At 67.8% G+C, this 25,001-nt stretch carries 25 protein-coding genes; 12 read left to right on the forward strand and 13 right to left on the reverse strand.

What is annotated here, in order from left to right; genetic code table 11:
* Window positions 1-41: 41 nt before the first annotated feature.
* Entirely contained in the window at window positions 42-725 is a 684-nt protein-coding gene (locus ACFUEJ_RS08540; protein WP_065632495.1) for a GAF and ANTAR domain-containing protein, read from the forward strand.
* Window positions 726-732: 7 nt separating this feature from the next.
* On the opposite strand, the gene ACFUEJ_RS08545 is transcribed toward ACFUEJ_RS08540, so the two are convergent.
* Window positions 733-1,179, reverse strand: a complete 447-nt coding sequence (locus ACFUEJ_RS08545; protein ID WP_065632496.1) for an STAS domain-containing protein — start codon at window positions 1,177-1,179, stop codon at window positions 733-735.
* Window positions 1,180-1,617: 438 nt separating this feature from the next.
* On the opposite strand from ACFUEJ_RS08545, the gene ACFUEJ_RS08550 reads away from it, so the two are divergent.
* Complete coding sequence (locus ACFUEJ_RS08550; protein WP_068970828.1) at window positions 1,618-2,481, forward strand: RNA polymerase sigma factor SigF; 864 nt, start codon at window positions 1,618-1,620, stop codon at window positions 2,479-2,481.
* Here the strand turns inward: ACFUEJ_RS08550 and ACFUEJ_RS08555 are convergent.
* Both ACFUEJ_RS08555 and ACFUEJ_RS08560 read right to left on the reverse strand, forming a co-directional pair.
* The gene (locus ACFUEJ_RS08555) at window positions 2,471-3,649 is read right to left on the reverse strand and encodes a zinc-dependent alcohol dehydrogenase (RefSeq protein WP_165629544.1); all 1,179 of its coding nucleotides are present in this window, start codon (window positions 3,647-3,649) and stop codon (window positions 2,471-2,473) included. The genes ACFUEJ_RS08550 and ACFUEJ_RS08555 overlap by 11 nt on opposite strands.
* A 3-nt stretch (window positions 3,650-3,652) precedes the next feature.
* Window positions 3,653-4,102 carry a hypothetical protein gene (locus ACFUEJ_RS08560; RefSeq protein ID WP_165629545.1) on the reverse strand — a complete coding sequence of 150 codons (450 nt, stop codon included), beginning with the start codon at window positions 4,100-4,102 and terminating at the stop codon, window positions 3,653-3,655.
* Between the two features lie 324 nt (window positions 4,103-4,426).
* Between ACFUEJ_RS08560 and ACFUEJ_RS08565 the strand changes: the two genes are divergently transcribed.
* Entirely contained in the window at window positions 4,427-4,852 is a 426-nt protein-coding gene (locus ACFUEJ_RS08565) for a hypothetical protein (RefSeq protein WP_058249946.1), read from the forward strand.
* On the opposite strand, the gene ACFUEJ_RS08570 is transcribed toward ACFUEJ_RS08565, so the two are convergent.
* The 5 genes from ACFUEJ_RS08570 to ACFUEJ_RS08590 form a co-directional block, all read right to left on the reverse strand.
* Window positions 4,824-5,684: a glycosyltransferase family 2 protein gene (locus tag ACFUEJ_RS08570; RefSeq protein ID WP_247450269.1), complete on the reverse strand. Its 861-nt coding sequence runs from the start codon at window positions 5,682-5,684 to the stop codon at window positions 4,824-4,826. The genes ACFUEJ_RS08565 and ACFUEJ_RS08570 overlap by 29 nt on opposite strands.
* Entirely contained in the window at window positions 5,681-6,661 is a 981-nt protein-coding gene (locus ACFUEJ_RS08575) for a hypothetical protein (RefSeq protein WP_068970831.1), read from the reverse strand. The genes ACFUEJ_RS08570 and ACFUEJ_RS08575 overlap by 4 nt, the downstream gene beginning before the upstream one ends.
* On the reverse strand, window positions 6,658-7,764 hold the full coding sequence (locus ACFUEJ_RS08580) for a glycosyltransferase family 4 protein (protein WP_165629548.1): 1,107 nt from the start codon (window positions 7,762-7,764) through the stop codon (window positions 6,658-6,660). Before ACFUEJ_RS08580 ends, ACFUEJ_RS08575 begins: the two co-directional genes overlap by 4 nt.
* Entirely contained in the window at window positions 7,757-8,875 is a 1,119-nt protein-coding gene (locus ACFUEJ_RS08585) for a glycosyltransferase (RefSeq protein WP_165629549.1), read from the reverse strand. The genes ACFUEJ_RS08580 and ACFUEJ_RS08585 overlap by 8 nt, the downstream gene beginning before the upstream one ends.
* Before the next feature lie 254 nt (window positions 8,876-9,129).
* The gene (locus ACFUEJ_RS08590) at window positions 9,130-9,798 is read right to left on the reverse strand and encodes a PAS and ANTAR domain-containing protein (RefSeq protein WP_058249731.1); all 669 of its coding nucleotides are present in this window, start codon (window positions 9,796-9,798) and stop codon (window positions 9,130-9,132) included.
* Window positions 9,799-10,027: 229 nt separating this feature from the next.
* On the opposite strand from ACFUEJ_RS08590, the gene ACFUEJ_RS08595 reads away from it, so the two are divergent.
* Together ACFUEJ_RS08595 and ACFUEJ_RS08600 are read left to right on the forward strand one after the other, a co-directional pair.
* Window positions 10,028-10,276 (forward strand): hypothetical protein, encoded by a 249-nt coding sequence (locus ACFUEJ_RS08595; RefSeq protein ID WP_137809461.1) that lies wholly within the window; start codon window positions 10,028-10,030, stop codon window positions 10,274-10,276.
* Between the two features lie 64 nt (window positions 10,277-10,340).
* On the forward strand, window positions 10,341-11,201 hold the full coding sequence (locus ACFUEJ_RS08600; RefSeq protein WP_137809460.1) for an SDR family oxidoreductase: 861 nt from the start codon (window positions 10,341-10,343) through the stop codon (window positions 11,199-11,201).
* Window positions 11,202-11,210: 9 nt separating this feature from the next.
* Here ACFUEJ_RS08600 and ACFUEJ_RS08605 read toward each other — a convergent pair whose 3' ends face one another.
* Window positions 11,211-12,497 (reverse strand): lipase family protein, encoded by a 1,287-nt coding sequence (locus ACFUEJ_RS08605; protein ID WP_137809459.1) that lies wholly within the window; start codon window positions 12,495-12,497, stop codon window positions 11,211-11,213.
* 317 nt (window positions 12,498-12,814) lie between these two features.
* On the opposite strand from ACFUEJ_RS08605, the gene ACFUEJ_RS08610 reads away from it, so the two are divergent.
* The 4 genes from ACFUEJ_RS08610 (at window position 12,815) to thpD (ending at window position 17,148) form a co-directional block, all read left to right on the forward strand.
* The gene (locus tag ACFUEJ_RS08610; protein ID WP_388028672.1) at window positions 12,815-13,369 is read left to right on the forward strand and encodes a FadR/GntR family transcriptional regulator; all 555 of its coding nucleotides are present in this window, start codon (window positions 12,815-12,817) and stop codon (window positions 13,367-13,369) included.
* Entirely contained in the window at window positions 13,366-14,553 is a 1,188-nt protein-coding gene (locus ACFUEJ_RS08615) for an MFS transporter (RefSeq protein WP_165629551.1), read from the forward strand. The genes ACFUEJ_RS08610 and ACFUEJ_RS08615 overlap by 4 nt, the downstream gene beginning before the upstream one ends.
* A 74-nt stretch (window positions 14,554-14,627) precedes the next feature.
* Window positions 14,628-15,977, forward strand: coding sequence for a hydroxysqualene dehydroxylase HpnE (hpnE, locus tag ACFUEJ_RS08620; protein ID WP_078113788.1), 1,350 nt, complete (start codon window positions 14,628-14,630; stop codon window positions 15,975-15,977).
* Window positions 15,978-16,212: 235 nt separating this feature from the next.
* Window positions 16,213-17,148: an ectoine hydroxylase gene (gene thpD / locus ACFUEJ_RS08625; protein WP_388028676.1), complete on the forward strand. Its 936-nt coding sequence runs from the start codon at window positions 16,213-16,215 to the stop codon at window positions 17,146-17,148.
* 306 nt (window positions 17,149-17,454) lie between these two features.
* On the opposite strand, the gene ACFUEJ_RS08630 is transcribed toward thpD, so the two are convergent.
* Genes ACFUEJ_RS08630 through ACFUEJ_RS08640 form a run of 3 tightly spaced genes read right to left on the reverse strand, consistent with a single transcriptional unit; the run spans window position 17,455 to window position 20,515 of the window.
* A complete protein-coding gene (locus ACFUEJ_RS08630) occupies window positions 17,455-18,594 on the reverse strand; it encodes a CoA transferase (protein ID WP_388028679.1) in 1,140 nt (379 codons plus the stop codon).
* Window positions 18,595-18,638: 44 nt separating this feature from the next.
* Window positions 18,639-19,646 carry a MaoC family dehydratase gene (locus ACFUEJ_RS08635; RefSeq protein ID WP_311277325.1) on the reverse strand — a complete coding sequence of 336 codons (1,008 nt, stop codon included), beginning with the start codon at window positions 19,644-19,646 and terminating at the stop codon, window positions 18,639-18,641.
* On the reverse strand, window positions 19,643-20,515 hold the full coding sequence (locus ACFUEJ_RS08640) for an HpcH/HpaI aldolase/citrate lyase family protein (protein WP_388028681.1): 873 nt from the start codon (window positions 20,513-20,515) through the stop codon (window positions 19,643-19,645). Before ACFUEJ_RS08640 ends, ACFUEJ_RS08635 begins: the two co-directional genes overlap by 4 nt.
* 116 nt (window positions 20,516-20,631) lie before the next feature.
* Here ACFUEJ_RS08640 and ACFUEJ_RS08645 point away from each other — a divergent pair, with 116 nt between their 5' ends.
* Complete coding sequence (locus ACFUEJ_RS08645; RefSeq protein ID WP_058249742.1) at window positions 20,632-21,783, forward strand: acyl-CoA dehydrogenase family protein; 1,152 nt, start codon at window positions 20,632-20,634, stop codon at window positions 21,781-21,783.
* Between the two features lie 35 nt (window positions 21,784-21,818).
* A complete protein-coding gene (locus ACFUEJ_RS08650) occupies window positions 21,819-22,574 on the forward strand; it encodes a GntR family transcriptional regulator (RefSeq protein ID WP_388028684.1) in 756 nt (251 codons plus the stop codon).
* A 343-nt stretch (window positions 22,575-22,917) separates the two neighbouring features.
* Here the strand turns inward: ACFUEJ_RS08650 and ACFUEJ_RS08655 are convergent, their stop codons facing one another.
* Window positions 22,918-24,399 (reverse strand): MFS transporter, encoded by a 1,482-nt coding sequence (locus ACFUEJ_RS08655; protein WP_388028687.1) that lies wholly within the window; start codon window positions 24,397-24,399, stop codon window positions 22,918-22,920.
* Window positions 24,400-24,492: 93 nt separating this feature from the next.
* On the opposite strand from ACFUEJ_RS08655, the gene ACFUEJ_RS08660 reads away from it, so the two are divergent.
* Window positions 24,493-24,984, forward strand: coding sequence for a MarR family winged helix-turn-helix transcriptional regulator (locus ACFUEJ_RS08660; protein WP_065632565.1), 492 nt, complete (start codon window positions 24,493-24,495; stop codon window positions 24,982-24,984).
* Window positions 24,985-25,001 lie beyond the last annotated feature (17 nt).

A 25,001-nucleotide genomic window follows, 5' to 3' on the forward strand; every position in this document is an offset into this window, starting at 1 on the left:
GTGGTCGTTCGCTCACGTCGGGCGTCGAAAGGGGTTCGACCATGACCGATCCGGCTGACGATGACGTTCACCGCAAGATCGCGGATCTGGCGCGTGAATTACACGGCGACGACTCCGACGAGCAGGTTGCGAAGACGATCGTCGAGAACGCGCTGGTCGACATCCCCGGAGTCGCGTACGCCGGCCTCACCGTCGCAATCGACCGAAAATCGATCGCGTCGTTCGGGTCCACGCACGACGTTGCCGACGTACACGACCGTATTCAAGCGGAACTCGGTGAGGGACCGTGCATCTCGGCAGCGCTCGCCGATCGCATCGTCCGAGTCGACGACCTCGAGAACGAGCAGCGCTGGCCCGAATACCGCCGCCGCGCGCTCGTCGAGACGCCGATTCGTTCCGTCCTGTCGTTCCAGCTCTTCGCCGACACCACGTCGATCGGGGCGTTGAACCTCTACGCCGACGAGCCGTTCGCCTTCGACCTTCACGCCGAGGACATCGGGGTGGTCTTCGCGACGCATGCCGCCCTCGCGTGGAACAAGGTGAAGAAGGACAAGCAGTTCCACAGCGCCCTGGCCAACCGGGACGTCATCGGTCAGGCCAAGGGCATGCTGATGGAACGGTTCGACATCGACGCGGTGGCCGCCTTCGACCTGCTGAAGCGCCTGTCGCAGGACTCGAACACCAAGCTGGTCGACATCGCGCGTCAGATCACGACAGCACGGTGATCAGAGCTCACTCGGTGACAGTGAACTCCATCGTGCTCGGCCCGACCTGATCCTGGGTCAGAGCGCGTCCCGCGTCCTCGATGGACTCGAAAGTCTTGACATACGGCGCCATTCCGCAGAGTTCGAGGGGGCGGGTCACCGCGCGGCCACCCACGACCACCACTGGGACGAATCGGCGACCGGCGTCGTCGATGAACGAGCGCAGTAGCACCAACCCGACGGTCCCGAAGAAGTTCAGGCCCGAGAAGTCGAGGACGATGCCGTCGACGGGGCCGCTGATCACGCGGTCGAGAGCGGCGGCGAAATCGGCTGCCGAGTCGCGGTCGACGCTACCGGAAAAACCCTGCACGCAATACGATTTCGGGGAGACCAACTGGTGGGAATGGGCCTTCGGCGCGGACTCCGCAGTGGGATCGAACGCCGAACGGAAGATGGTCGAAGAGGTGAGAGCCATGATGTTCTCAATTCAGTCAAGTGCGTCTGGCCACGACCGTCACTTCTGGATCGGAAGCCTTGGTGCTGCGCCGAATCGGCGTCAGTACCCCAAGTTCACGATCACCCGGTCAGAGGGATTGAGCGTGATGGTGGAAAGCGAGAAGGCCCTGGGCGCCCAACGCTCTAGAACGCAGCTTCTACCTGAACCGCATCTCTTACCCTACGTTGCAGAAGAGTGACCTACAAGGTTGTGCCCAGTTCGGCAGCTTCTTTGCGGTCTGTTCCTGCCACGCAACGCCCTGACCAGCCGACGACCGGTGTGGCTGGACGTCGTCGGGCGACCGTGGTTGGCTGGAGGCGGATATGCGTCGAACCCGTGCGCACATCAGTCCTGTTCTGGATGCGGCACGAGGTCTGCGCATCGATCTCGAGCTGTCTTCGAAGTCTGGTGGTGAGAATGGCGTCGGGTGACCGGGGCGATCACGACGATTACAGTGATGTCCTTCCGGCTCTGCGGACCATGCACGAGGAGAAGGACGACGCTCGTCGTGCCCGGCTGCGGGAGGACGTCATCGCGAGGTGCCTGCCCCTGGCAGACCATGTCGCCAGGCGCTTCTCGGAGCGCGGGGAACCCATTGACGACCTGCGTCAAGTGGCGCGGATCGGTCTCATGCATGCCGTCGACCGTTTCGACGTCGAACGAGGCAATAATTTCCTGGCCTTCGCGGTCCCGACCGTCATGGGCGAGGTCAAGCGCTACTTCCGCGACAGCACCTGGTCCATCCGCGTGCCACGCCGGGCCCAGGAGGCGTCGCTCAACATCGCCAAGGCCAGTGAGGAGTTGCTGCAGTCTCTCGGACGGTCGCCGCGCCCGAGTGAGATCGCCCAGCACCTCGGGCTGCCCGTCAGCGAGGTGATCGAGGGCATGGTCGCCCGGTCGGCTTACACGGCGAGCTCGATCGATGCCGAAGCCGGTTCGTCGACCGACGGCTGGACGCTGGCCGACACCCTCGGCGACGAGGACGCGCGACTGGAACTCGTCGAAGAATTCGTCACGCTGCAGCCGGCCCTCGAGCGGCTGACCGAACGCGAGCGCACCATCCTCACGTTGCGGTTCTTCAAGTCCATGTCGCAGAGCGAGATCGCGCGTCAGGTGGGGATCTCCCAGATGCATGTGTCGCGCCTGCTGACGCGGATTCTCGAGACCTTGCGATCGGAAGTCGTCGATGACGATGACGAGAACTCCAGGCCGGGATCGCAGGCCGACAGCGAGCGTGCCGCGACGAAGGGCCGCGGCACGCCACGCGGGTTCACGGCTTGAGAATCACCTTGACCATTCCGTCGTCCTTCTTCTGGAATGTCTCGTAGGCCTTCGGTGCCTCGCTGAGCGGTAGTTCGTGGGTGGCGAAGGTGTCGACGCCCAACGGGTCGTCGTCGGTCAGCAGCGGCATGATGTCGTCGACCCAGCGCTTCACGTTCGCCTGACCCATGTGCAGCCGAATCTGCTTGTCGAACATGGTCAGCATCGGCAGCGGGTCGGCCGCGCCGCCGTACACCCCGGAGAGCGAGATCGTGCCGCCGCGTTTGACGATGTCGATCGCTGAGTAGAGCGCGCCCAGCCGATCGGTACCCACCTCCGACATCGCCTTGCGGGCGACGGCGTCCGGTAGCAGGCCGACGACGCTCTGCAGCGCCTTGTTGATAGGCGACCCGTGGGCCTCCATGCCGACAGCGTCGATGACCGAATCGGTACCCAGTCCTCCGGTCAGGTCGCGGATGGCGTCGCCGACGTTGTCGACGGCGTCGAAGTTCACGGTCTCGATGCCGCGGGCCTCCGCCCGGGCGAGTCGCTCGGGCACGCGGTCGACGCCGATGACCCGCGCTCCCTGGTGCGTGGCGATGCGGGCAGCCATGTCGCCGATGGGGCCGAGGCCCAGCACCGTGACGGTTCCGCCCTGGGGGATCTCGGCGTAGGCGACGGCCTGCCAAGCCGTCGGCAACACATCGGAGAGATAGACGTACCGCGAGTCGGGCTTCTCCAGCGGCACCTTGATGTGGGTGAACTGGGCCTGCGGCACGCGCAGGTACTCGGCCTGCCCGCCGGGCACGGAGCCGTAGAGCTGGGAGTAGCCGAACAGTGCGGCGCCCGTCCCCTGTTCGGTGACGCGGGTCGTCTCACACTGCGTCATGAGTCCGTCGTGACAGAAGAGACATGTGCCGCAGGCGATCTGGAAGGGGATGACCACCCGGTCGCCGACCCGCAGGTCGCCGGTGTCGCTGCCGACCTCCTCGACGATCCCCATCGGCTCGTGCCCGAGGATGTCGCCGGCCTGCATGAACGGGCCGAGAACTTCGTAGAGGTGGAGGTCCGACCCGCAGATGTTGGTCGAGGTGACCTTGATGATGGCGTCGGTGGGCTCGATGATCTTGGGGTCGGGCACGGTCTCGACCGACACGTTCCGCTTGCCCTGCCAGGTGACTGCACGCATTCTCTAGGCCTTTCCGTTGTCGGCTCGACGCTCTTCGCGAATCTCCTCGAGGCGGTCGTCTCGTCCTCGTTCACTCTTTTCGGCGTGTTCCACCGGGAAGTCGTGGAACCGCTCCTCATAGCGTTCGGCTTCCTCGGCGGTGGTCTCGGGCTGGATCGGGTCCTGATGGGCCCGATCGCCGTCGCGGGCTGCGCGACGTCGCAGCAGGACACGGCTGCCGATCAGCAGTCCGATCGCGATCAGACCCATGACGACGGCGCCGACCGCCAGCCACACCGTCGCATCGCGGTCGGTCGCACCGGCGGCGATGGCGATGCCGGCGAGCACCAGCATGAGTCCGAGGCAGACGAAGCCGAGTAGGCCGACGGCCTTCAGTCCTCGCGACTTTCGTGCCGGGCGCCGCGCGATGGCCTCACGCGACGCGACTTCTCGTTCGGGTGTCAGATCTGGCATGGTGCACTCCCTGCGCTGTCTGGTCGGGGCTCGGTGGCCGGCGTGCTCGACACCGGCCTCGGTGCGGAGGGTTTACCGCGAGCGGCGGGCGATGAAACGTCGCCTCACCGCGACCGCGTCGGTCATGGGACGGATGGAGACGTGAATCTCATCGAGTCATGATCTGGGTAAACGCTCTGCTAACGTGTCGACACGTGTTCGGGGGGGCACGTTCAGCGCGGCAAGGTCCTCCGGCCGCGGTTTGGAACACGGAATCACGGGGCACTCATGACCAGACCAGCCGAGATCGGCACCACCAATCAACGGGCGAAGAAGACTCATTTGATGACCGATTCCGACGCGACGTCCCAGCTATCGATCGACGGCGGTACGCCGACGGTCCTGCGGGTTCCGGCCGCCACCGATCGTCTCGCGCTGGTGCGCGCTCTGGTCGAGACCGCGCTGTACATCGACGACTGGGCGCTTGACGACGTCATCGACGCCAAGGTGGCCGTGGACGAGATCTGCTCGCAGATCATCTCCGCCGCCGCTGAGGAGTCGTCCATCGAACTGACCCTGCACATGTCGTCGCAGGGCGTGATCGGCGAGATCCGGGGGGAGCTCGTCCCGGACGTGACCCTGAAGCAGTCGACTTTCGGATGGCGGATCGTGCAGACCGTCACCGACACTCACACGATCTCCTACGACGAACCGCTCCCGGGTGCCGCCTCCCGCGGCGTCGTCATCGGGTTCTCGAAGTTCCGTCGCTGACCCGGAGCCACTCGTCGCCTGCGGTGTCGTAGGCGACCAGGCCGCGGTCGGCGAACGCGCGCAGCCACCCCTCCATGGGCCAGGTGCCCCATCGCCGGTAAAACACCCGTGCGTTGCGGAGGATGTCCGCAAGGTGTTCGACCGGCGGGTTCGAGACCGGATGGTGCTGGTGGTAGGCGTGTGCGCCACCAACCCAGGCGATCCGAAACCCGTTGTCGCGCGCGGACATCGCGAAGTCCGTGTCCTCGCCGCCGTAACCGCGGTAGCCGGGGTGGAAGCCGCCCAGGGCGAGCCAATCGGTCGCCCGGACCGCGAACGACAGCGACCAGAAGAGCATCAGCTCCGATGAGAGTTGTGTCTGCCCGGTTCCCGGTGACGGACGCGCCGGGTGCGGATCGGTGAACCGGGCGAGCTCGCGCGCATCGAAGGTCGGCTGGTCGCAGGGGAGGTAGGTGACCGGGCCGCAGTAGAGGACTTTCAGGTCCGGTGTCGCCGTGCACGAGCGGAGGTAGCGCTCGAGCATGTCCGGGCCGGGGATGCAGTCGACGTCGAGGAACACCAAGAGCGAGGCCCCCGCGGTCATGGCGGCCGTGGCGCCGGCGTTCCGGGCATCGGCGAGTTGCAGGGTGTCCGGGTCGTCGTTGGCGAACCGGATGACCTCCACCGGATGACCGTCGGTGACAGATGTGATGTCGGGGTCGTCCATGGCCACCACGTAGTGCAGGTCGGGCCGCCGGGTCGAATGGGCGAACGCCTTGAGTTGTCGTCGAAGGTGGCGGTGCCGCCCCGACACGATCGTGATGACGGCGGCCACCTCGGGGACGCCGGTCATCGGTGCGCGACCGCCTCGATCGCCCGCGCCGCACGTTCGGCGGCGCCGGCGGTGTGCCACCGCGACCACTCCGGCGACGAACTCCCGGCGGTGTCGAGAATCGAGCGCCAGCGTTCGGCGGACGGCCATGACGACGTGACGAGGGCGAGTTCGGAGCGTGCGAGGGTGTTGCCGGTTGCCCGTTGTTCGGCGAAGGGTCGGTCCTCGGGGATGACCACCGCCGGGCGCCCGGCCGCGGCGGCGTCGGCCACGCTTCCCTGACCCGCGCCGATGACGGTCACCCGCGCGCTGCACAGGAAGGGCCACGGGTCGTCGACCCACGTTCCGAAGGCGGGTCCGAGCCCGACGACGGTGTGCTCCGGGAGCTCCTCGCCGAGTGTGGTCGCCGGATGCGGGGCACCCGGTACCCCGCCCGCGCCGGTGACGACGAGGATGTCGGCGGCGAAGGTGGGGTGGGACACGGGGAGTCGTCCGTCGAACCGCGAGATACCTCCGGTGAAGACCGTTTTCGGCAGATGCTCCCGGAGCCAGTCCGGTTGATACAGCTCGGCGGGCCAGGGCGCGATGATCGCATCGGCCGCCCGGTAGGCGAGCTGATGCGGCAGATCGTCGCGAACGCCGGGCTGCGCCGTCACGATCACCGGCACGCCCATCAGCCGGAGAAAGAGGGTGACTTCCACCGATACGTCGACGACGACGGCGGCCGGTCGGCGCGTCTCGACGAACTCGGCCAGCTGCGCCATGCGTGTGCGTAGTCCGCCGTCGTGCCGTGGGGCCCAGTGCAGCAGGCCGCCGGCGTCGACGTCCCGCGGCTGCGGGTCGGCGTCGTCGCGCTCGAGCGTGATCACCTCGCTGAACACCGGGGCGGTCAGCGACGCGCTGGTCAGCGCGACGACGTCGGTGCCGAGGTGGCCGGCGACGGCAGTGGCCCGGGAACAGTGTCCGCGGCCCTGATGGTGAACGTAGTAACCGATCACACCCCGACCTCCCGGGGGAGCGAGGAGTCGGCCAACGGGCGCCCGGCGACCAGATCGGCGTAGATGTCGAGGTACCGATCGATCATCGCGATGTCCGTGCAGTGGTCCTCCGCGCGCCGACGCACGAGGCCCCGGTCGAGGGTGAGCGCATCGTCCACCGCGAGGGCCAGCGCGTCGATGTCGCCCGGCGGCACGAGGACGCCGGCGTGCTCGCCGACGATCTCGGGGATACCGCCACGGGCGAAGCACGCCACCGGGGTGCCGCAGGCAAGGGATTCGGCCACCACGAGGCCGTAGGGCTCGTCCCACACCGGGGTCACCAGGGTCGCGCCGCAGGAGCCGACCAATCGCGCCAGGTCGTGCTGGTGGAGGTGTCCCTCATAGTGGACGAGCCCGCCCAGCGACGGGGCGATCTGTTGCTCGAAATACGTTGTGTCGCTGGTGGGTCCGGCCAACCGGAGTCGACGGCCCGCGCGCTGGGCGGCCTCGATCGCGAGGTGGGCGCCCTTCTCCGGTACGAACCGGCCGAACCACACCAGGTCGTCTCCGCCGGGGCCGGCGGGCCAGCGGTCCAACTGAACCCCGTTGTGCACCACCGGGATCTCGCCGAGCACATGCGACCAGGACTGTGCCGTGTGCCGACTGACGGCGACACAACGCGTACCGGGCGCAAGGGTCAGCGCGGACTCGAGCCACGGCGTCGGCGGGGTGTGCAGCGTGGTGACCATCGGGGTCTCGACGGCCGGACCCATGGCGACCGGGAGGTAGTGCAGGCTGTGATTGTGGATCACGTCGTAGTCGCCGGGGTTGTTGGTGAACGACAGCATGAGCGACAGGTACGCGTGATGATCCTGCAGTGCTTCGAGTTGGGGCATCGACACATCCGAGCGTGCGGCCGCGGAGGGCTCGAACAACTCGCCGCGCAGGCGATCCGAGTCGACCGGCAGATCGCTGCCCGCGCCCGCGAACAGCGTGACCTCGTGACCGGCGAGGGTGAGGGCGCGAGTGAGATGCCAGACGTGGGCCTCGAGTCCGCCCGCGAACGGCTGCGCGATCGGGTAGCGGCTCGACGCGACGATGGCGATCCTCAACGTGTCACGCATCCAGAGCCCTGGTGTAGAGGGCGGCGTGCTGCTCGGCGAGCGACTCGCGCTGCGCGCGCCGGTCGGGCCACGAGGCCGCCGCGGGACGAGCCGAATATGCCTGTGCCAGAGCAGAAACGAGTGAGTCCGGATCGAAGGTGTCCTCGGTGAACTCGAAGGACAGGCAGTCCTGCTGCTCGCGGTAGAAGCCGCAGCTCGGCGCGATCACGGTGGTTCCGAGATCGTGGCAGGCCTCGAGCCACCCGGAGTGGGTACCGAATCGGTACGGCAGTACCGACACGTCCACGCTCCGCAAGTAATCCCACAGCTGATCGTCGGAGAAGTACTCGTGCACGAGTACGCGCGCATACGGATGCCGGGAGAGTGCCAGCGCCGTGGTGCCGAAGTCCGGGTTGTACGCGTGCTTCCCGGGGACGAACACCTCGTCGTGGAGGTTGATCTGAACCGTCATGTCCGGGTAGTCCGCGGCCGCCTCGAGCAGGGTCATGATCACCGGCAGCGGATCCATGTTGGCGCGAATGCTCTTGGCGTGCAACCCCACCACGAAGTCGTCGGCGTGCGGCGCGCGCGGACCGAATCGGCCGGGCGGCACGACATGCGGGTGAGGCAGCACGGTCGCCTTGCGCTGCCAGCGGCGCGCGATCTCCCGGGAGACGCCGGGGGTCAGGGTGATGACCTCATCCGCCGCCGGTACGAGGATGTCCAAGACCTCCTCGTGGCGTCCCGGTTCGGGGTGATGCGGATTGCGCAGATCGTGCAGCGTGTACACGAGTGGTTTGCCGTGGGTGCACAGCTCATCGATCACCTTCGACATCACGGCCGGCTCGACGGCGTCGAACCCGAAGTGGAGATGGAAGACGTCGAACTCGTTGTGGTTGCGGGCGATCCACGCGGGGTCGAGCATGAGCGGGGGCCACCAGCCGCCCGGCACCTTGGCGCCGTCGGCCGGCACCGGGTCGGGCAGGCGTACGACCGAGACCGGGCCGGTGTCGAGCCCGCTGACCGTACCGTTCAGCGGCGACAGGTGGCGGACGTACACGTGGGAGTGCGGCACCGACGCGACGCGCACGCGGGTCGCACCGCCCCTCCGCGAACCGAGGCCCGCCGACATCGTCGACAGACCTCGTGTCGTGTTCGACCCCGTTGTCTCGAGGGTTGCTGTTCCGCCTGGCTGCGCACTGCTCACTGCCACATCCGTTCACTAGGGTCGCAACGGCTGTGTTCTCAACCGGGCCTGCACGATCGCGGCTTCGGCGAGCCGCAGATGACTGCCGGTTTCCGGCACCTATCTCGTGCCGGTGCGGATACCCCGGAATGTCGGCGGTGAAACCGCCCGTGGAGGCGATGAACGGTGGTGCGTCGGTGCTACTTCGAGGACGAGGCGTTCTCGTTGTCGGAGCGGTGTGCGTTGAGCAGCAGATGGTCGAACGACTGCCGGACCGGGTCCGGTAGCACCACGTACCGGTGGACGCCGGTGACGATCGACCGCGCGAGCTCGTTCACCTTGACGTTGGCCGTCTGCGAACGCCAGCGCATGACCTCGAACGCGCGATCGGCGCTCACGCCGTAGGCCAGCGAGATCATGCCCTTGGCCTGCTCGATGACGCCCTGGTGCTCGCGGAATCGCGCGACGTGCTCGTCGACGCGGTCCTTGACGGCCTTCTCCTCGATTGCCGTCAGATCGAGATAGAACCCCTCGGCGCCGATCACGGCGCCGGATTCGTCGGTGAGTTGCTGCGACACCACCGCGACGTGGCGGACCTCACCTTTGGTGTCGACGATGCGATGGCGGCTCGAGAACGGGATCCGGCGGTCGAGCATCGTCGCGAGCAGCTCTTCGAACGACTGCCGGTCGTCCGGGTGCTTGTGCCCCGCGATCAGCTCGGTCGTCGGAGTGACCTCACCGGGCCGGTAACCATGCATCTCGGCGACCTCGTCGGACCACTCCCATTCCTGGGTGTCGAAGAGGAACCGGAAGCTGCCGACGTGACTGATACGGGACTCGCCGGCGGTGTGATCGTTGGCGTCTGTCACCCTCACCCCTACAAACCACAAATCAACAGGAATGCCAGCGGTCTCGGGCGAAAGATGAGCTTACCTGGCTGGCGCACCCGGCGGGAATCGACCCGGTGCGTGTCCCCGGAGTCGGACTCGCGGAGATCGTTTCGGTGGCGTGTCGGCCGGGTATGTGCGGTACCCCGGGCCGGCGGTGAGACCCCGACCCCGACCGACACCGATCTCGGCTACGGCCAGGAGGACGAGAATGAGTACCGACAACGTGGGCGACAGTGCGACAGCGGCATCTGAGGGCATCAACCCCGATCTGACGTCGACAGCCGGTTTGGAGGATCTCGACGAGGACCGGCTCGGTCAGGACCCGCTCGAGGAGGGGATGGACCCGCCCGAGGACTGGTCGGCCAGTGATCGGACCGGCACGACCGCCCGGGAACAGCGGGAAGGCGAGTCCCTCGACGAGAAACTCGACCAGGAGATCCCCGACCAGAACCCCTGACGACGTCCGCGCCCCGGTCCGCGCCGATGTTTCCGCACGCTTCTCAGCGGGCACCATCTCGATCATGAGCGACCAGAACCCCGAGCACGAACCGAAGACGATCTCCTACCCCGGTGAGACCGACGAGATGGGCGAACGTCCCCGGGACGAGATGCGTGACTATCGCGGCCGCGATCTGCTGGCCGGCAAGACCGCCCTCATCACGGGCGGCGACTCGGGTATCGGCCGTGCGGTCGCGGTCGCCTTCGCCAAGGAGGGCGCCGATGTCGCCATCGCCTACCTGGAGGAAGACAACGACGCCCGCCACACGGTCGAGCTCATCGAGGCCGAAGGACGGCAGGCCCGCGCGTACCGCGGCGACCTCGCCGACCCGGCGCACTGCGCCGACATCGTGAAGCGGACCGTCGACGAACTCGGCGCATTGGACATTCTGGTGAACAACGTCGCCTACCAGGAGATCGTGGACGACTTCCTGGAGCTGACGCCGGAGCAGTGGCGGCGCACCTTCGACGTCAACATCGACAGCTTCTTCCACACCACGCGAGCGGCGGTGCCGCACCTGACCGGCGGCGGCGTCATCATCAACACGTCGTCGATCAACGGTCTGCGTGGCAACGACAGCCTCATCGACTATTCGGCCACCAAGGGCGCGGTGCTGGCCCTGACCTACTCGCTGGCGCAGGCGCTGATGGAACGGAAGATCCGCGTGAACTGCGTCGCGCCGGGCCCGGTCTGGACGCCGCTGATCCCGGCGACGATGCCGGCCGAGGCGGTCAAGGACTTCGGCACCCAGGCGCCGATGGGACGGGCGGCCCAGCCCGACGAGATCGCACCGTCGTACGTGTTCTTCGCGGCCGAGCAGCTCTCGTCCTACTACACCGGCGAGGTGCTGGCCCCGATCGGCGGCGAGACGCTGCCGGGGTAGGCCGCCTGGTCAGGGCACCGGCAGCGGCGCCAGGCTGTTCCCGCGCGGCAGCGAACCGCAGTTGCTCTGTGTCGGGGCACCCGCGAACCGCTCGGTGAGGTACTGCAGTGCCAGCGGTTCGAACGGGAGGAACGCCTCCTGATGGGTCAGGCCGTTGAGCTGCCGGTAGGTGATGTCCACGCCGCGTGAGCAGTACTCGTTCGCGAGGCCGATCACGTCACCGGTGATCATCAGGGTGTCCCCGATCGCGTTGTAGTGACCCACCGCGAGAAGCATCCTCGTCGACGGGGTGCCCGACCGTCCCATGATGTTGTCGTTGATCGCCCGCACCACCTGCGGCACGTCGAGCAGACCGGTGTACGGCGGCTTGACCATGTCCGCGCTGGTGAGTCCCGGATACTTCGACGCGAACTCCGAGATGCACTCGTCGCTGACGTCCTGGGCGACCTGTCGGCCGCGGGTCGAGAGGAACGTCGAGGTGTCGAGCCGGTAGGTCCGCTGGTAGGCGACCACGAGCGCCGGGATGACACCCGCCCACTTCGCACTGCCGTTGATGTAGGGCAGGTTGTGCGCGAGGTCCACCGGCAATCCGCCCGCGGCGGCGCCGACGATGTTCAGTTCGGGCGCGTAGCGCGGCGCGACCTCGGCGCCGAACTGCGTGGGGATGGACCCGCCGGAATATCCGACGAGGCCGACCGGGGTCGACCGCGGCAGCCGCAGGAACGACTGTGCGGCGCGGACGCCGTCGAGTGCGGCATAGCCCGACTGCCGGCCGATGGTCCACTGCAGCTTCTCGCCCTCGTAGTCCGGCACCACGACGGTGTACCCGGCGGCGAGATAGCCTGCGATGACGCCCTGTTCGGCGGTTGCGGTGCCGTTGGTGTAACCCCCGCTGAGCGTGTACGACGGATCGCACTGAGACCCGAGCGCGTCGTAGGCCATGTGGTACGAGACCAGGCGCGTCGGGCCCGGGATCAGCGGTCGCAGCACGGTCGCGACCGTCACCACGCTCTCGCCGAACTGGTCGGTGGTGCGATAGAGCACCTGCGAGCCGGTGATCGGGGTGGACATCGTGGGTGTCTGGAACCGCATGGGACGGCTGCGGAGCACCGCTCCGGGAGCCACGCCCGACAGTGAGGCGTTGTAACGGTAGAACGGGTCGGCCGACGGCAGTGGCGAGCCCGGCCCGGGTGCGGCCTGGGCGGGGGGCGTGCCCGCGAACACGCCGAGCAGCACGCCGACGACCACACCGATGACACCCACGCGCAGCCAACTCGTGCGCACCCCGAACGACATGGCTCATCTAAGCACCGAATGGGTGTCTGCGTCAGCGATCGAGCAGGCGGATGTCCGTTTTCGGCTCTGTCACCCCTACGGTGTACGGGTGGGCAGGGCAGGAGTGAGCAGACCGACCAAGATCGCATGGACGGCCCTCGCGGCCGTCGTCGTCGTCCTCGGTGTCGCGGTACTCATCGACCGCGAACCCGCGCCTGCCCCGGCGGACACCGCCGTCGCGGCCGATCTCGTGGTGCGCCCGGACAGCCACCGCCTGACGTCGCCGGAACGTGAGCGGGCGCGTTTTGTCGAGTTCCTCGACTTCGAGTGTGAGGCCTGTGGCGCGGTCTACCCGATCATCGAAGATCTCCGGCGCACCTACGGCGACCCTGGAACACGCCGGCATGCTCGAGCCCCGGCGGGGCGACGGCACGTATGTGCGCGGCCGGAGCCCACTCGCCGGTGCGATCGCGCGGACCTCCGCGCCGTCGGAGCTCCGGGATCTGCTCGAAGTGCGACGTGCTCTCGAGAGCGAGGCCTCGGCCGGTGCGGCCGCCCGGGGCGACGCCGCCGACGTCGAACGTCTCCGCCTGTTGCTGGCGCGCACCGAGGACGCGATGGCCGACGGTGACCTGGATCGATACACCGAGGCGGACATCGCATTCCACGCCGAGCTCGTCGTCGCGACCCGCAACGCGCTGCTCATCGCGATGTACGACGGAATCGCCGAGGCGATCGCCCGTACTCATCCGTCGGTCTTGCGACGTCCGCTGGCCGAGCAGTCGCACCCGCGCGGTCATCGAGATGTCGTCGACGCGATCGAGCGCGGCGACGCCGACGCAGCGCGCGCGGCGGTGTACGCCTACGTCGACTCCACCGAGGTGTGGGGATGAGTGCGCAGGCGCTGTCCACGCGCGAGAAGTCCGCCGTCGGGGTCATCGTCACCGCGGTCGGAGTGATGTTGGTCGCCGCGAACCTGCGACCGGCCGTGGTGGCCGTCGGACCGCTCATCGGGGTGATCTCCGACGACGCCGGCTTCAGCAGCGCCGTCGCCGGTCTGCTGACCGCGCTGCCGGTGCTGTTCTTCGGGATCTCGGCGCCGGTGGCTCCCCGTCTGGCCAACCGGTTCGGCATCGAACGGGTCATCTTCGGGGCCCTGCTCGTCTTGATCGTCGGCATCCTCGTCCGGCTCATCCCGTCGCCGGCCGCCCTGTTCGGGGGTTCGGCGGTCATCGGCGCCGCCATCGGCACCTGCAACGTCGTGCTCCCGGCGCTGATCAAACGCGACTTCGCGCACCGCTCCGGGCTCATGACCGGCCTCTATTCGATGACTCTCTCCGGCGGGGCGGCGGTCGCGTCCGGGGTGAGCGTGCCGATCAACGACGCACTCGGCGGGGACTGGCGGCTGGCGTTGGCCGCGTGGTCGCTGCTCGCGCTGGTCGCCGTGGTCGTCTGGATTCCGCAGCTGCCGCTGGTTCACCGGGTGACCTCGGCGGCGCCGACATCGTCGTTGCTGACGAACCCGATCGCGTGGGCGATCACGGTCTTCATGGGCACGCAGTCGCTGATCTTCTACACGTTCGTGGCCTGGCTGCCGCAGTACCTCGTCGACGCCGGCATGTCGCCGTTGCGGGCGGGTGCGGTCCTGGCGTCGGCGCAGGTGGTCGCCCTGATCATGTCGCTGGTCGCGCCGATCGTCGCCGGCCGCTTCGCCGGTCAGCGGGTGGTGACCCTGTCGGTGATCGCGGTCTGCGCCGTCGGCTTCGTGGGTCTGCTGAGCACTGATGTCTGGCCGGGATTCTGGGCGGCCTGTGTGATGGTCGGGCCCGGTTCGTCGATCAGTCTGGCCCTTCTCTTCATGGTGCTGCGCAGCTCGGGATCCGAACAGACGGGCCAGGTGTCCGGGATGGCGCAGTGCGTCGGCTACCTGGCGGCGGCGGCCGGCCCGATCATCATCGGCGCCATCCATGACGTCACCGGCTCGTGGACCCTGGCCATGGCGGTGCTCGGTCTCGTGCTGGTGCCCCAGGCGCTCTCCGTCCTCGGCGCCGCCAAGGACGTCAAGATGACCGGTTGACGAGGTCTGCGCCGGGACCCGGACAATTCGTCGCACAGTCGGTATCGGTCAGCCCTGACCGCTAATCTGTCGCCATGCATTGTGTGGTCGTGGGTGGGGGACTGGCCGGACTGGCGTCGGCGGTCTGGCTGTCGGAGGCGGGGCAACGCGTCACCCTGCTCGAACGGCGGGGTTCACTCGGCGGACGCACCATCTCGATGCCGCTGCACGCCGTCGACGACGTGCCCGACAACGGGCAGCACGTCTTCGCCAGCGGGTACGAGCACCTTATGCGCTATCTGGACAGCGTCGGTACGCGGGAGCACGTGGCCTTCCCGGGTCACATGACGGTCCGGATGCCCGGTGGGTCGACGCGCCGATCGGCGTTCACCGGCCTGCCCGGACTGCGGGCCGCACTCGGCGACCTGCCCGGGGTGACCGGCCTCGACCGGTTGCGCACGGCGCGTGCGCAGATCAGGTTGATACGGCAGGCATTTCGGCAACCCGACTGGCTCGACGAGGTCACCGCCGACGAGTGGTTCCGTCGCATCGGACTGCCGCAGTCGGCCCGGGATGCGTTGTGGGACGGCATCGTCATCGGTCTCACCGGCGACAAGCCCGACATCTCCTCGGCCAAGGTCCCGGCCGATCTGCTCGTCACGGGAGCCCGCCGGGCGCGGGAGACGCGTACGCCGATCTCGATCGGGTATCCCACCGTCGATCTCGACACGTTGTTCATCGACGGCGCCGAGAAGCGCTTCGCCGACGCCGGTGTGGAGGTCCGACACCGGGCGGTGGTCTCGTCGATCGACGTCACCGACGGGACGGTGAGCGGGGTGACGCTGGCCGACGGCGAGAAGATCGCAGCCGATGCCGTCATCTGCGCGGTACCGGTGTGGAGCGTGAAGGGTCTGCTCGACCAGGTGCCCGGGCACGAGCGGATCTATCGCGCCGTCGAGAACCTGACCCCGGTGCCCATCGTCAGTGTGAACCTCTATCTCGACCGCTCGATCGGGATGACCGACTGGGGCGAGATCCTCTACGGCGGTGAGGGAGTGCTCGAACAGGTCTGGGACCGCCAGCGCATGCACGGGCGCGAACCACGCGACAACTACTTCTACTCGACGACGGTGTCGGCGTCCTACAATCTGATCTCGAAGACGAACGCCGAGATCACCGAGATCCAGATGGACATGCTGCGCCGCTACTTCCCGCAGGCGGCGAACGCGCAGGTGGTCCACAGCCACGTGGTCCGGATGCCGAAATCGACCTTCGCGCAACGACCCGGGACCGCCGGCCTCCGCCCAGACCAGCGCACCGAGGTCGACGGCCTCGCCCTCGCCGGTGACTGGACCCGCACCGACTGGACCACGACGATGGAGGGCGCGTGTCAGAGCGCGGCGCGGGCCGTCGACATCATCCTGGAGTTCGCCCGGCTCGGTTGAGTCGAGGACTTTCTTCGCGGCGCATACCAGCATGGTTGCGGGGGTTTGTCGTCCCTGGCAGGGTGCACATATACGGCCGTTTCCCGAAGGGCGTGCAGAACTCCGCGCCGCGGACGCCGTACCTCGCGACGCGTCGTCGTGCGACGGTCGCGCACAACACAATCACCTTGCCTGCCGCCGGGGCAGAACTGCTCCGCGAGCGGCCCGCCGGATGAGGGAAAGGATCGTTGCGATCGTGGTAACTCACACAGCAGCCAGAACTCCAGAAGCCGCCGAAGTCTCGCCCGGCGCGCAGTCGACGAGCACACCCGTCGACGTCTACCGCACCCGGCTCGCGCAGCGCAGCCAGATCGAACCGCGCCCACACAACACCGTGTGGGGGAGCATGGGAAACCCGGGTCCGCTGTCCGCGCCCGAACTCCGGCACTATGCCGATCGCGGATACCACACGGAGACAAACATTCTCTCGGACGCCGACATCGCCGACTGCCTACGCGAGGTGGAGTCCATCACCGAGCGGCTCGGCGACGACGATCGGGTAATCCGCGAATCATCGAGCGGGCAGGTGCGATCGCTGTTCGCGGTGCATCAGCTCAGTGACGTCATCGCCGAGATATGTTCGCGTGAAACGATTGCCGGGGTGGCCCGGCAGATCCTCGACGACGACGTCACGATCCACCAGAGCCGCATCAACCTGAAACCCGGGTTCGCGGGCGGTCCGTTCTACTGGCACTCGGACTTCGAGACGTGGCACGCCGAGGACGGCATGCCCGCCCCACGTGCGCTGAGCGTCTCGCTGGCCTTGACGCCGAACCACACCACCAACGGTCCGCTGATGATCATCCCGGGATCACACCGCCGGTTCGTCAGCTGCGTGGGCGAGACACCTGATGACTACCACCGGGAATCGCTGACGTCGTATCGGCCGCCATTCGGGACACCGGAGGAGGAGGATGTCGCGAGCCTCGCCGACGAACTGGGCATCGACACGATCACCGGCCCCGCCGGGTCCGCACTGTATTTCGACTCGAACTGCATGCACGCGTCCGGCGGGAACATCACGCCCTTCCCGCGCAGCAATCTGTTCGTCGTCTTCAACGCGAAATCGAACGCCCTCCAGGCGCCGTTCGCCGGGACCGCGCCACGTCCGGATCATCTGGCGCACAGGTGAGTTCGTCGTCCCCTGCTCCCTGAGGTGTGAGCGACGGTCACCCCCGCTCCCTCTAATCCGGAAGAACGCCCTGCCCCCTGCTCCCTGAGGAGCGCCCGGAGCTTGCGGAGGGCGCGTCACGAAGGGTCTTCGCAACCCGACTCATCAGGACCCTTCGTGACGGCCTCCGCAAGCTCCGGCCTCCTCAGGGAGCGGGGGTGGCCGCGCCTCCGCAAGCTCCGGCCTCCTCAGGGAGCGGGGGTGGCCGCGCCCTCCGCGAGCTCTGGGCGCTCCTCAAGGAGCGGAGGGGTCACGGGTGAACGACCTTCAGAACCCCGTCGACGAGCCCAGCTCTGGGGCCGGCCCGGCGAAGTAGTGCTCACCGTCGAAAATGGCCGGCAGGCCGGCGGCCAGGTAGGTGCCGATGCCGGGCTGCTCCAGCTCGGTGAAGAGCGGATTGCGCTGGAGGACACCTGATTCGACGACCTCGTCAAAAGTCCGGTAGCGCTCCCAGAGCACGGAGTTCTGCGCCAGCGCGGCCTCGACCTCGGCAGACGTGTGTCGCGCGAACCACGCCGCGAACAGCGGTGTGAGGACACCACGGTGAATGTACCGGTCGTCCTCCCTGGCGAAGTCCGCTCCCAGCGCCCGTTCGACGGCCGCGACCGCCTCGCCGGTCCCGGTCATCTCGACCAGACCGCGGAAATGCCGCGGGGTCAGGGCGACGAGCATGAAGCGAGAGTCATCCGCGGTGACGAAATCTGTTCCGTAAGTGCCGTATACGTCGTTCCCGGTGGCCGGTCGGGTGCCGCCACTCAGCTGCGGTTCGGTGAGATAGCCGAGCGTCCCGGCGATCGCGAGAGCGGTGTCCTCCAGGGGCAGGGTGATCTGCGCCCCCACCCCGTTCTGGTCGCGGCGCCGGACGGCGGCCGTGATCGCCAGTGCGGCATAGAGGCCGCAGGCGACATCCCACGCCGGCAGTACGTGGTTGACGACGCCGGCGTAGTCGGTGGGGCCGGTGATCGACGGGAATCCGAGTGCCGCGTTGACCGTGTAGTCGACTCCGGGAGTGCCGTCGGTCCGGCCGAGTAGCTCGAGGGTGATGACGTCGGAGCGCCGCGCGGACAGCGTCTCGTGACTCATCCACGACCGTCCGCCCGCATTGGTGACCAGGATTCCGCCGCCCGGCCCGCTGTCCGTGACGAGATCCTGGATCATCCGCTGTCCCTGGGGGTCACGGAAGTCGACGGTAACGGACTTCTTGCCGCGGTTGAGCCCAGTCCAGTAGATCGAGTTGCCGTCATCGGTGACCGGCCAGCGGTTGACGTCGGCGGCGCCACCGATCGGGTCGACCCGGATCACCTCGGCGCCGAGCTGCGACAGGGTCAGGCCGCACAGCGGTGAGGCGACGAAGCTCGACACCTCCACGATGCGGAGGCCTTCGAGCGGACGGGGATGCGAGCTCATGCGCGGAAACTCCTGGAGTGTGGAATGAGGGATTCGGCAGACGATCAGGCCATCAGGACGCGGAAACGCCAGTCGAGGACCTCGCGATCGGAGTCGTCGCCGTGTGCGACGACGGTGGAGCGCAGGCGCAGGACGCCGCCGCCGGCGGCGAGCGGCGTCGCCTCCTCGACGAGGATCGTCGAACTGAGGGTGTCGCCCTCGTGCACCGGTCCGGTGTGGTCGCACGAGTCCCAGCCGGTCACCGTCACCAGGTTCGGCAGCGCCCGGTTCGCCTGCGCGAGGGCCAGTCCGATGGTGTGCCCGCCGTAGACCAGCCGACCGCCGGCGGCCGCACCGGCCACCCGCTCGTCGTGGTGGGTGGCTGCGATGTTCAGCGAGAGCCGGGCGAGTTCGGGTGCGCTGGACACCACGTCGGCGCTGGAGGAGAAGGCGCGTCCGGCCAGTTCGGGTGAGAAGTGCTGTCCACGTGCGGATTCGCGGTAGGCGGCGAGGTCAAATTCGGGAATGACGGGTTCCGCGTCGATTCCCGGTCCGATGGTGCTCAGGTCGTCCGCGTGCACGGTCCGCCCGGGATCGGCGTCGGGTGACAACGGCAGCATCGCGCACCGGTAGAAGTCGAGGACGGTGACGCCGCTCTGATCGGTGGTGACCATGTGCAGCGCAGCGAGCCCGGTCGGCGTACGTCCTGGCTTCGGTGTGTTCTCCCGCAGCCCGACCACTTCGGTGACGGTCGTCAACGTGTCGCCGATCCGGGGGTGGCTCAGGAACCGCAGGCCGCGGTAGAAGAGGTTCGCCTTCACGTGGTGGGTGGCCAGCGTGGATTGACCGATCGCGACGTCGGTGACCAGGCCGGGATGGGCGAGGACGCCACCCACCACGCGATCCGAGAGATGGGCGTCGAGCGAAAGTCGAAGGCGGTCACCGAGAATCGCTTGGTGCGTCGCGGCAAGACCGGATGTCAACGTGAGCGACGGCGCGTCGTCGAACAACTGTCCATGGGACAGTTCGTCGAAGTACGGGCCGCCCACGGCGATCGGGTCGGACGCGCTCATTCGGACGCAGCCTTGGCGAGGACGCGCCGCGCGGACACGGCGAGCGCCTCGTCGAGCATCCGGCCGTCGAGCTCGGCCGCACCGGCACCCGCGCCGGCTGCCTGCTCGAGTGCATCCAGCACCCGTCGCGCGTCCTCCACGGAGGCGGCGTCCGGGGTGAAGATGTCGATGGCGGACTGCAGTTGAGCCGGATGGATCACCCAGGTGCCGTCGAAGCCGAGGTCGCGGACCCAGCGCTTGGCGTCGCGGAAGGTGTCGTCGTCGGCGATCGTCAGATGCGGTCCGTCGATGACGTCCACGCCGGCCGCGCGCGCGGCGAGCAACACCGAGTCCTGGACGACGTGCCACGTCCGCATCGGCAGGCGGGGGCTGCGTCCCAATGATGCGGCGAGATCGGCGTAACCTATGAGGACGGCATCGAGCCGGTTTGTGGCCGCGCAGATGGCGCCGGCGTCACGGATGCCGCGCGGTGATTCGAGCAACGCCTGCAGGCGGACCGGCGCTCGGCCGAGCTGCTCGCCGGCCGACCGGAGGTCGGCGGGCGAGTCGGCCTTCGGCAGCACCACCGACGTCAGGTTCGGCATCTGGGCGCAGGCGGCGAGATCGGCGCCGGCCCAAGGCGTCTCGATCGCGTTGATGCGCAACGAGATCGCGCGGTCGGCGCCGAACTCGGCGACCAGGTCGGCGGCCGCTGCGCGTGCGGAGTCCTTGTTCGCCGGGGTCACCGCGTCCTCCAGGTCGAGCACGACCTCATCGGCGATCGAAGCCAGCGCCTTGCGGGCCTTGCGGTCGTCGGAGGCGGGCGCGACCAGGACGGCTCGTCTTCTCTGCACGGTTGCTCCAGGGGTCGAGATCAAATGTGCGGCCATATGTGATGCCGTTCCGGTTGTATCAGACCGCGCCGAGCATGGGCAGTGTTGACAGGTGCGGAGGGGATCGACAAAATGGCCGTACAAATCTGGCCGTAGATCGTAGGGGCACCGTCATGAGCTCGCTTTCCGCCGAAGAGACATTTCTGGTCGACACCGTGCGCTCCTTCGTCGACCGAGAGGTGAAGCCGTCGGTCCAGGAGGTCGAGCACGCCAACGAATACCCCGAGAAGTGGATCGACCAGATGAAGCAGATCGGGATCTACGGTCTCGCTGTGCCCGAGGAGTTCGGTGGCTCACCGGTGTCGATGCCGTGCTACGCGCGGGTCACCCAGGAACTCGCGCGCGGGTGGATGAGCCTCGCCGGTGCGATGGGCGGGCATACCGTCGTCGCGAAACTGCTGACGCTGTTCGGCACCGACGAGCAGAAGCAGCGCTATCTGCCGCGGATGGCGACCGGCGAACTGCGCGCCACCATGGCGCTCACCGAGCCGGGTGGCGGCTCCGATCTGCAGGCGATGACCACCGTGGCGAAGACCGATGGCGACGAGTTGGTCATCAGCGGCGCGAAGACCTGGATCAGCAACGCACGGCGCTCCGGCTTGATCGCCCTGATGTGCAAGACCGATCCCGGCGCGCAGCCGCGGCACAAGGGCATCTCCATCGTGCTCGTCGAACACGGTCCGGGACTGACCGTCTCGCGCGACCTGCCCAAGCTCGGCTACAAGGGTGTCGAGAGCTGCGAACTGTCCTTCGACGGCTATCGTGCGCCACGGTCGGCGATCCTGGGCGAGGTTCCCGGCCAGGGGTTCGGCCAGATGATGAAAGGGCTGGAGACCGGTCGCATCCAGGTGGCGTGCCGCGCATTGGGGGTGGCGACCGCGGCGCTGGAGGACTCGCTCGCCTACGCGCAGCAGCGGGAGTCGTTCGGTCAGCCCATCTGGAAGCACCAGTCGATCGGCAATTACCTGGCCGACATGGCGACGAAGCTCACCGCGGCGCGTCAGCTGACCTGGCACGCGGCCGAGCAGTACGACAAGGGTGAGCGCTGCGACATGGAGGCGGGGATGGCCAAGCTCTACGCCTCCGAGGTGGCGATGGAAATCGCCCTGAACGCCGTCCGCATCCACGGTGGTTACGGGTACTCCACCGAGTTCGACGTCGAGCGATACTTCCGGGACGCGCCCCTGATGATCGTCGGCGAGGGCACCAACGAGATCCAGCGCAACGTCATTGCGGCGCAACTCGTGTCGCGCGGCGGGATCTGAGCGGCACGCCGTCGTCCGGCGGGAGAGTGGGTTCCATGCGCGAGTCCGAGCAGTCCGCACCTGCGTACAAGACGCTGGCCGCGGAATTGCGCGCGCAGATCGTCGCGGGCAGATACGCCGGCGGTGTGCGGCTGCCGACCGAATCCGAGCTCTCCCAGGAGTACGGGCTCAGCCGGCAGACCGTCCGCCGCGCGTTCCTCGAACTCGTGACCGAGGGCTCGGTGTACCGCGTGCCCGGCCGGGGAACATTCGCGACCGAGACCGCGGGTCAGTACCTGCGCCAGCTGGGTTCGATCGAGGACCTCATGAACCTGTCGACGGACACCGAGATGCAGGTGATCGAATCACCCTCGCGTCGCGTGGATCTCGAGGCGGCCGGTCGCCTGAGACTGGACACCGACGTGGTGTACCGCATCGTCTTCCAGCGATTCCACGACGGCGTCCCGTTCGTGGTGACCACCGTGTGGTGGCCGGAGTCGGTCGCACGCCTCGTGATCGACGCCCCGGAAATCGAGACCGGAGCGCGGAGTGATCACACGATGATCGGCCTGCTGGAACCTCACCTGGTGCACCCGATCGAGGAGTGTGCGCAGTCGATCACCGCCACCGTCGCCGATGCCGAGACCGCCGCCCGGCTCGGATGCCCGGTGGGGCACACGGTGCTCCGGGTGGACCGGTTGTACACCGATTCACGCGGCCGGGCAGTCGAACTCGCGGTCAGCCACTTCCTTCCCGAGCACTACACGTATCGGGTGACGCTCCGTCGCACCGCCGACCCGCGGCCGGAGTGAGCCGGCGCCCTCTGCTCCCTGGCGAGCGCGACTCCCTGCTCCCTGAGGAGCGCGACCCCCTACTCCCTAACCCGAAAGAACGACATAGCCATTGCTCCCTGAGGTGCGAGGAGCGCAAGCGACGAGCCACGAAGGGCTTGGCGACGTATCTCACCAGGACCCTTCGTGACGGCCTCCGCAAGCTCCGGCCTCCTCAGGGAGCAGTTGGTGGCTCGCTTCGCTCGCACCTCAGGGAGCAGTTGGTGGCTCGCTTCGCTCGCACCTCAGGGAGCAGTTGTTGGCTCGCTTCGCTCGCACTTCGAGGAGTAGTGGGCACGCGCCCTCTAACGAAGCGGTACCCCTGTCAGCCCCGAGCCGGGAGGGGTTGTTCCTCCGGTACATTCGACGACCCGCGATGCGACGGGATGGTGAGGGTGATCGCCATGCCGACGAAGGCGGCGGCCGCGGCGACGAGGAAACACCACGTGAAGGTCGACTCGTCGGGTACCTCGGTGCCGCCGAGTGAGATCGTGGCACTCGCCAGGATCAGGGCCATGACGGCGGAAGCGATGGTGGTACCCAGTGAACGCATGAGCCCGTTGAGGCCCACTGCGGCACCGGCTTCCGTCGCCGGGACCGATCCCATGATCAGGGTGGGCATCGCCGCGTACCCGACGCCGACGCCGATGGCGCACACGATCGAGGCCAGCATCAGCTTCCAGGCAGCGTCCATGAGGAAGAACGCGAGCAGGTAGCCGCACCCCAGGATGGCGGCGCCGATCGCCAGGGTGATCTTGGCACCGATCCGGTTGATGAGGATGCCCGAGATGGGCGCGAAGATCATCATCATCAATCCGCCGGGCGCCATCCACAGCCCCGCGGCCAGAAGCGACTGTCCCAGACCGTATCCGGTGGCTTCCGGTAGGCGCAGCAGCATCGGCAGCACGATGGACTGGGCCATCATGCCGAATCCGATCGCCGCGGCCGCGATGTTGGTCAGCAGGACGGCGGGTCGTGCGGTGGTGCGCAGGTCGACGAGCGGCTCGCGCTGGCGCAGTTCGAAGAACCCCCATCCGATCAGCACCAGGATTCCGCTGATGCCGAGTCCCAGTGTGGCGCCGGACGTCCAGCCCCAGTCGTTGGCCTTCGACACCGCGATGAGGAAGGCGGACAGTCCCACGGCCAGCCCGATCGCGCCGGGGATGTCGATGCGGCCGCCGGCGGCGTCGTTGACGCGCGGGACCAGGACCAGCATCGCCACCGTGACGAGGACGCCGAGGCCGGCTGCCACGTAGAACAGGGCGTGCCAATCCCAGGTCTGCACGATCCAGGCCGCCAGCGGGAGGCCGATCGCACCGCCGACGCCGAGCGTGGCACTCATCGCGGCGACGGCCATCGAGGTGATCCGGGGCGGAGTGATCTCACGGATGAGGCTCATACCGACGGGGATGAATCCCATGGCCAGGCCCTGCACGCCGCGTCCGATGATGAGCGGGATGAGCGAATCGCCCAGCGCGCAGATCAGCGAACCGACGGTGAGCAGCACCGCACTCACCAGGAGGACCCGCTGCTTGCCGAACATGTCGCCGAGGCGTCCGGCGATCGGCATGGCCACGGCGGCGGCGAGCAGGGTCGCGGTGATGATCCACGATGCGTTGCCGATCGATGTCCCGAGCAGACGGGGCAGGTCGGGCTGGATCGGGATGATCAGCGTCTGCATCAGCGAGGCGACCAGGCCGCCGAAACACAACACCACGACGCTGCCGATCGCGCCGGCGGGTGCCTTCTCGACCGCGTCGGACGCGTCGTCGGTCAGCTCGGGCGCGGAACCTCGTACTTGGCTCATGGGGGAGACCTCCTTCGAGGTATGCAGCATACATATGTAATGTACACAAGCAAATCGGACAGTAGGTTGTCCATGTCGACAGATGGAGGAGAGATGTCGGAGGACCATGCGCCCTGGCAGTCGCCGGTGCATCGTGACCTGGCGCAGGAGTTGCTGCGGATGTCGCGACGTCGCAGCCTGGTGCATCCCGCCGTCGGCCTGGAACGCTCGGCCTTCGCGATCCTCTGGATTCTCTCCGACGGTCGGCCGCGGACGTTGCGGGAGCTGACCGCCGACCTCCAGCTCGAGCAGTCGACGGTCAACCGGCAGGTCAACGCAGCCATCAAACACGGCTACGTCGAGCGGTTCGAGGTCGAGGACTCGCTGTCGAAGATGATCCGCCCGACCGAGGCCGGGCGAGAGGCGTTCCGGCGCGACGGCCTGCTGCGTGCCGAACGGCTCGAGCAGGTCTTCGCCGATCTGGCCCCGGGCTCGCCGCAGGCCCTGCTCCACGAGCTGCGTGCCTTCAACGACGCCTACGAGCGGACCCAGCACCGGCACGGTGCGGCCGATGAATCCGACCGCGGGAAAAGGGGATTGGCGTGACCTCGGCCGGCACATAC

This window comes from Gordonia sp. NPDC057258 (assembly GCF_042668985.1).
In the GTDB taxonomy this organism is placed as follows: domain Bacteria; phylum Actinomycetota; class Actinomycetes; order Mycobacteriales; family Mycobacteriaceae; genus Gordonia; species Gordonia hongkongensis.

Excerpts from the sequence above, each read along its gene's own strand:
- ACFUEJ_RS08655 (WP_388028687.1), bottom strand. The coding sequence starts at position 24,399 with ATGAGCCAAGTACGAGGTTCCGCGCCCGAGCTGACCGACGACGCGTCC.
- ACFUEJ_RS08570 (WP_247450269.1), bottom strand. The coding sequence starts at position 5,684 with ATGACCGGCGTCCCCGAGGTGGCCGCCGTCATCACGATCGTGTCGGGG.
- ACFUEJ_RS08660 (WP_065632565.1), top strand. The coding sequence starts at position 24,493 with ATGTCGGAGGACCATGCGCCCTGGCAGTCGCCGGTGCATCGTGACCTG.
- ACFUEJ_RS08650 (WP_388028684.1), top strand. The coding sequence starts at position 21,819 with ATGCGCGAGTCCGAGCAGTCCGCACCTGCGTACAAGACGCTGGCCGCG.
- ACFUEJ_RS08555 (WP_165629544.1), bottom strand. The coding sequence starts at position 3,649 with ATGCGTGCAGTCACCTGGCAGGGCAAGCGGAACGTGTCGGTCGAGACC.
- ACFUEJ_RS08605 (WP_137809459.1), bottom strand. The coding sequence starts at position 12,497 with ATGTCGTTCGGGGTGCGCACGAGTTGGCTGCGCGTGGGTGTCATCGGT.
- ACFUEJ_RS08545 (WP_065632496.1), bottom strand. The coding sequence starts at position 1,179 with ATGGCTCTCACCTCTTCGACCATCTTCCGTTCGGCGTTCGATCCCACT.
- ACFUEJ_RS08635 (WP_311277325.1), bottom strand. The coding sequence starts at position 19,646 with ATGAGCGCGTCCGACCCGATCGCCGTGGGCGGCCCGTACTTCGACGAA.
- ACFUEJ_RS08595 (WP_137809461.1), top strand. The coding sequence starts at position 10,028 with ATGAGTACCGACAACGTGGGCGACAGTGCGACAGCGGCATCTGAGGGC.
- ACFUEJ_RS08565 (WP_058249946.1), top strand. The coding sequence starts at position 4,427 with ATGACCGATTCCGACGCGACGTCCCAGCTATCGATCGACGGCGGTACG.
- ACFUEJ_RS08645 (WP_058249742.1), top strand. The coding sequence starts at position 20,632 with ATGAGCTCGCTTTCCGCCGAAGAGACATTTCTGGTCGACACCGTGCGC.
- hpnE (WP_078113788.1), top strand. The coding sequence starts at position 14,628 with ATGCATTGTGTGGTCGTGGGTGGGGGACTGGCCGGACTGGCGTCGGCG.
- ACFUEJ_RS08630 (WP_388028679.1), bottom strand. The coding sequence starts at position 18,594 with ATGAGCTCGCATCCCCGTCCGCTCGAAGGCCTCCGCATCGTGGAGGTG.
- ACFUEJ_RS08560 (WP_165629545.1), bottom strand. The coding sequence starts at position 4,102 with ATGCCAGATCTGACACCCGAACGAGAAGTCGCGTCGCGTGAGGCCATC.
- ACFUEJ_RS08585 (WP_165629549.1), bottom strand. The coding sequence starts at position 8,875 with ATGTCGGCGGGCCTCGGTTCGCGGAGGGGCGGTGCGACCCGCGTGCGC.
- ACFUEJ_RS08615 (WP_165629551.1), top strand. The coding sequence starts at position 13,366 with ATGAGTGCGCAGGCGCTGTCCACGCGCGAGAAGTCCGCCGTCGGGGTC.
- ACFUEJ_RS08550 (WP_068970828.1), top strand. The coding sequence starts at position 1,618 with ATGGCGTCGGGTGACCGGGGCGATCACGACGATTACAGTGATGTCCTT.
- ACFUEJ_RS08580 (WP_165629548.1), bottom strand. The coding sequence starts at position 7,764 with ATGCGTGACACGTTGAGGATCGCCATCGTCGCGTCGAGCCGCTACCCG.
- ACFUEJ_RS08640 (WP_388028681.1), bottom strand. The coding sequence starts at position 20,515 with ATGGCCGCACATTTGATCTCGACCCCTGGAGCAACCGTGCAGAGAAGA.
- ACFUEJ_RS08540 (WP_065632495.1), top strand. The coding sequence starts at position 42 with ATGACCGATCCGGCTGACGATGACGTTCACCGCAAGATCGCGGATCTG.
- ACFUEJ_RS08600 (WP_137809460.1), top strand. The coding sequence starts at position 10,341 with ATGAGCGACCAGAACCCCGAGCACGAACCGAAGACGATCTCCTACCCC.